The organism is Candidatus Poribacteria bacterium, from assembly GCA_016866785.1.
Classification (GTDB): Bacteria; Poribacteria; WGA-4E.
This window is the reverse complement of the sequence record VGLH01000191.1, coordinates 1-5,344: the sequence shown is the minus strand read 5'-3', so window position 1 is coordinate 5,344 and position 5,344 is coordinate 1. Positions and strand designations below refer to the sequence as shown.

3 protein-coding genes are annotated in these 5,344 nt (G+C 64.1%); 1 reads left to right on the top strand and 2 read right to left on the bottom strand.

The features are described from left to right. Positions 1-209, bottom strand: a 209-nt coding sequence (locus FJZ36_17880) for a hypothetical protein (protein MBM3216768.1), incomplete at its 3' end; no start/stop codon positions are given. Positions 210-367: 158 nt separating this feature from the next. On the opposite strand from FJZ36_17880, the gene lexA reads away from it, so the two are divergent. Continuing rightward, the gene (gene lexA / locus FJZ36_17875; GenBank protein MBM3216767.1) at positions 368-1,021 is read left to right on the top strand and encodes a repressor LexA; all 654 of its coding nucleotides are present in this window, start codon (positions 368-370) and stop codon (positions 1,019-1,021) included. Positions 1,022-1,782: 761 nt separating this feature from the next. Here the strand turns inward: lexA and FJZ36_17870 are convergent. Continuing rightward, positions 1,783-5,344: hypothetical protein (locus FJZ36_17870; protein MBM3216766.1), on the bottom strand; the 3,562-nt coding region annotated here is incomplete at its 5' end.

The window sequence follows — 5,344 nt, the reverse complement described above, 5'->3', positions numbered from 1 at the left end:
CACTGGACAGGGTTCTCGTCGGAAACGACCGCCGGAGCTAGCCGAAGCGCACGCCGCAGGGGCATTCCGAGGGTAACGCCCTTCCGAAGGACCTCCTCCGATGCGTCGAGAACGGCGTCGTCGCGCGCGACGATCCAGAGTGTCTCGGCGGACGTTGTCGATGCTGCCATATAGAAGCCGTTGATCCAGACGGCGAGAATCTGCTGCATACGGCGTTCCTTTGCGCTTGACGGATCGCCCTTCCGTACGCAGTATACTGATACAATTGTATGTCTGCAAGGAAAAACGCATCCATTTGTATTGACTCCGGGCGCGTGGGATGCCAAACTACTGCTGATCGCCGGTTCCGCACGGGAGGGACGCAACCATGCATACGAACGATGTCCTCTCGGACTCGTCCCGACGGCTGCTCGAAGCCATCGCGAGGCATATCACCGACAGCAAGCGTCCACCGACCCGACGCGAGATGATGACCGCGCTTCGATACCGTTCCCCTCGAAGCGTTGATTATCACCTCGCGCGCCTCGAAGAAGACGGATACGTCAAACGAACGCCCAACGCCCATCGCGGAATCGAGCTGACCCAGCAAGGGATCGAAGCGTCCGGGATCGGCACGCTGCCCATCATTGGAAGCATCGCTGCTGGAGCGCCCATCACCGCGCTCGAAGAACGCGAGGGTACTCTGGCAGTCGGCGAGTACTTCGCGCGGCTCGCACACTTCGTCCTGCTCGTGCGTGGGGACAGCATGAAGGACGCCGACATCCTCGACGGCGACTACGCCCTCATCCGGCGCCAGCCGACCGCTGAGAATGGCGACATCGTCGCGGCGCTCATCATCGACGGCAGCGAAACCGAAGCCACCATCAAGGGTTACTACCCACGACCTGGTGGCATCGAGCTCCGCCCCGCGAACTCCGAGCACACGCCGATCCACATCCGTGGGACATCGCACCTACAATGTCAGGTACTGGGGAAGGTTGTCGGACGGGTCAGGCTCGGAGCGACGATGCCGCAAGCCTAGCCCGCGCCTCGCGTGCACGTAGAAAACCTACCCCTCTCAACTCACCTGAGGGCGTGGTGGCAGGAAGGATGGCCTAAGGTCCGACGTCTGTGCCAGGAAGTGCTATCGGGGCGTACACGCCGTCGACGGCAGCGGGATCTCCCCGTCCTATGGAGATGCCTCTCCAGAGGCTCCACGGGGCGGCTAGACGTGTTGCTGACGGTACCGTTAGGAGAGGCCAGGTACGGTCGATCCGCCAGAATGTAGCGGAGTCGTTTCGGGGGTTGATCCACTCGCTGAAACGTCCCGCATACTGGGCTAACTCCCCACAGTGCAGGCTACAACTGCTTCGCAGCGTTTGGGCATGAGCTAGACATATTCAGATAGGCTCCTAACGCTCAGCAGTCGGGAGGAAGCCGAGTCGATCTTGGGCTTGCTGTCGCGTGTTGATTGATGTTCTCGATAGGCGTGACGTCACGGGAAGGCTCTGGATCGTCCAGCATGATCGCATCCGTGAGTATCAACCGGATCGGGAGGAGGACTGATATGTCTAGACTGCCTTGGGCTCCGTGGCATGAAGTCGTCCGGTTGTGGGATGACTTGCCTTCCTGCAAACTCTCGCTTCATCTGTTCGCCGCCGACCTGTACGAAGTCCTGATGCGAAGCGGGAAGAGTCCCGTTTACGAGGATACGTCCGACGAATGCGCGGCTCGGCGATTGGTCCTTCTCCGCCCACGACACGCAGACCGTCAGAGCGAGGATGACGCGCCTCTCTACTGTCCTCAGCGCCGCGTTAGGCGCATCTCGACCGATGCTCCGCCAACGCCGACGGTGACCTCCTTCTCGTCGGTGATGTAGTCTGTTCGGCTCGCCCTTACTCGATGAATCCCAAGGCGCACGTAGAACCGTCGTACTGACGGCTGCGCTGCTTCCACGTTGAGGGTCCGGGCGAATCCTCTCGGATCGACGGTTTCGCCGATCAGCTCGACCTGAGCGTCAGGTGGCGTCACGGTCACTTCCAGCGGCGCGAGCGCGACCTCCTCGTTCGCCCGAAGAGGCTCCGCGACCAAGACGAAGCTGGAACCCGGCTCGTTGCCGTTCAGCTCGCCGGAGCGCGGCTGCGGCTCGACCCGCTCCAGATGCATCAGCATCTCTTCGAGCGTCAGGATGCCGTCGGAGCCGCCGTAACTCCGCAAAGCGGCGAGCATCTGACGGGCGAAGGGGCTGTGCTGCCCGGGACGCCCGTCGGGGACGTACTGCTTCCCGCCCGCCGTGAGATAGCGGCGTGTCCGAAACGCGAGTTTGCGCCGGACGTACTCGGGACGTGACACCGGCTCATACGGGTTGTCCGTCAGACGCGCCCCGGACGCCATCGCGACAAGGGGGTCGACCGTCCCGCTGAAACACGAGTCGACCATCAGCAAGACGTGCTGGCAGTCGAGCCGTTCGAGCAACGTCCGCACGTCCTCGTGCGGAACGAACGTCTCTCGATAGGGGTCTTCGTCGAGCGGCTTCGTGTCCGCGAAGGCGAGATAGCCGCGCCGCAATCGCTCGTCGTACCAACCGTGACCAGAGAAGAAGACGAGGAGTTGATCGTCCGCGCCGTAAGCGATGTCGGCGAGACCGTAGAGCGCCGACAGGAACGTACGCCGTGACGGGTTCAGAAGAAGCGTCGTCTCGACGCGGTAATGCGACCGCAGTTCGTTCTCGACCGCGACGACGTCGAGCGTCGGATTCACCAGCGGGGCGAAGTTCGCATACTCGCCGACGCCCACGAGAAGCGCGTAGGTCTTTCCCAGCGTCAAGGGCGGCTGGCGCACGGGCAGCGCGCGCCGCTCGGTGAACCCGTGCTTACCTGAGCTCTCCCCCGCGAGGACGACGAACCGGAGTTCTTCGCCCGCGAAGTCCGCGTTCACGGCGACATCGTACTCGACGTTCAGGACGCCCCCGGACGCGAGCTCGAACGACAAATCCGCAGAACCCCGCGGCGTCAGGCGAACGCCCGACTCCGGCTCCGTCTGAACGCGAAGCCGTATTCCCTTCGCCGCGCCGTCGCCGTCGTTGCGAACCGAAACCGTCAGCGTCGAAGAGGAACCCGCCGTCAACGCGTCCGCGCCGCCGCTCAATCTGAAAGCTGCTGGAGCCAACGAGGGTGTCCGCGCGACCATCGTCTCGACGCGCACCGACGTCGATTCCGAGCGGACGCCGCCATCTCCTTCGACGCGAACGGTGAAAGTGCGCGCGCCTCCCGTCACGTCGCCTGTCGCACGTATCGGCAGCAAGGCGGAGCGCGACGACTGCGGCGCGAGTTCGCCGACGAGAGCGGACGTGTTGTAAACGAGTCCTTGCAGCCGTTCCGGTTGGACGACGAGACGGACGCCCCGGACAGCGATGTTCCCGTCGTTGACGACTTCCGCTTGAAGAGTCGCCTCCTCTTCGGTCTGCAGGTATCCGTCCTGATTCGCGTCGAGGAGCGTCGCGCTTCGGATCGCCAAGCGGGCGATGGGTTCAGGTTTCGGCATGACCAACGGGACCGAGAACGTCGCCTCGGCGTCGCCTGCGCCGGAGCTCTCGCGGAGAACGACTCGAAACGTGGCTTCCGTTGTCGTCGGCGGAGTCGTGACCGTCACGGGAACCGCGAAGGTATGTTCCTCTCCGACGGCGAGCGTCGGCGTTGCCGACGGCAGCGCGCTCTCGATTCCGCCCCCGGCGTCTCCCGCCCACGCCAGTGACAATGAAACGTTCCGCGCGACGCCCGCGCCCCGATTCCCTACGGTGACCGAGAGCGTTCCCGGCTTCCTGATGACGAGTTTCCCGGCTTCCGGCGACTCGCTGACTTCCGCGCTGACGAACGCAAGGAGCGGATCGCGCTTCGGCGTAACGACGGGAACCGAGAACGTCGTCTCGAATCCCGCTTTGCCGGAGCTCTCGCGGACGGTCGCCTTCAACGCGATTTCCGTCGCCGTCGCCGGAGCGGTGACGCGCAAGGGCACGACGAATGTGTGCTGTTCGCCTGCGGGCAGAACGAGCGTGTCCGGCGGAGCGACGCCTTCGATGCCTCCTGCGACGGATCCCGCCCACATCAACGATAAGGAGACGTTCCGGGCGGCGTCCGTTCCCCGGTTCGCAACGGTGACCGCGAGCGTTCCCGTCGCTCCGACGACAAATCTGCCCGGCTCTGGCGACGCGGTGACTTCCGCTTTGACGAACGCGAGGAGCGGCGCTCGTTTCCCGCGCGTGCGAACCGTGACAATCGTCTCGTCGAGCGCGCGTCCTGTAGCGGATTCGGTAGCCAACACGCGGAGGATGTTCGTCGCGTCGGGCGTGTCGGGCGTCGCCTTGAAGGTCAGGCGGACTTCGACGGAGCCGCCCGGGCGCACCTCGGCGACCCGCTGTTTCGCGGTGTACTCGAGCCCGGCGGACGTTTCGGGCGAGACGGCGAGTTCGACATCGCGGGCGGATGCGTCCCCCGCGTTTCGGAGCGTCACGAAGGCGACACCCGTTTCTCCGTCGGCAAGTTCGCCGTCGCCGTCCAGATCGATAAACGCGCGAGCGTCGACGGTGAGCGAGACGATGGGACTCGTTGGTTGAGGTTGCGCGGTAAGCGGAGACTCCGGCTCCAGGTCGAGATGTTCGCGCCAGAGCCGCGCCGTTCCGTCTTCGCTGACGGAGACGAGGAAAGACCCGTCCGGGGCGAAGGCGACGCCCGTAACCGGCTTCTTGTGGCTCGTGAGAGTCGCCATGGGTTCACCCGACGCGGTGTCCCAGATGCGAACGGCATTGTCTCTGCCGCCCGTCGCGATGAGCGATCCGTCCGGCGAGACGGCGATGCAAGCAATACTGCTTTTCGGGTCGGATGAACGACGCCCGGCGACCCCGGGCGCCCATACTGCGAAGATACCGTTCGATACGACGCAAGCGAGAACCGTACCGTCTCGATTGAGCGCGATCGCCGAGACTGCCACGACGTCGGGATCGAATGCGGCGATGGTGTCGCTGTAGCCGGTCAACGGCCATATCCGATGCGCTCGTTGAACGGGCCAACTGCCCTCGTATCCCGCCGTTACGATAGTCGGTTCCGTCGGATGAGCCACGAGCGCCGCCACGGGTCGAAAACGACCCGGTGTGAGCTTGCGCAAACTTCTGCCGGTTTCCGGCTCGGATAGCCGAAGAACTCCGTCGCTGCCGCCGCTGACGATCGCTTTCAGGCTTGCCGAGTAGGCGATACATCTGACAGTTCCACTCACCGGGATTTCGTAGACCTGTCGACCGGTTTCGGCGCTCCATGCCCGAATCGTTTTGTCGGCGCTTCCCGAGAAAACAACCTTCCCGTCCGGTCCGAAG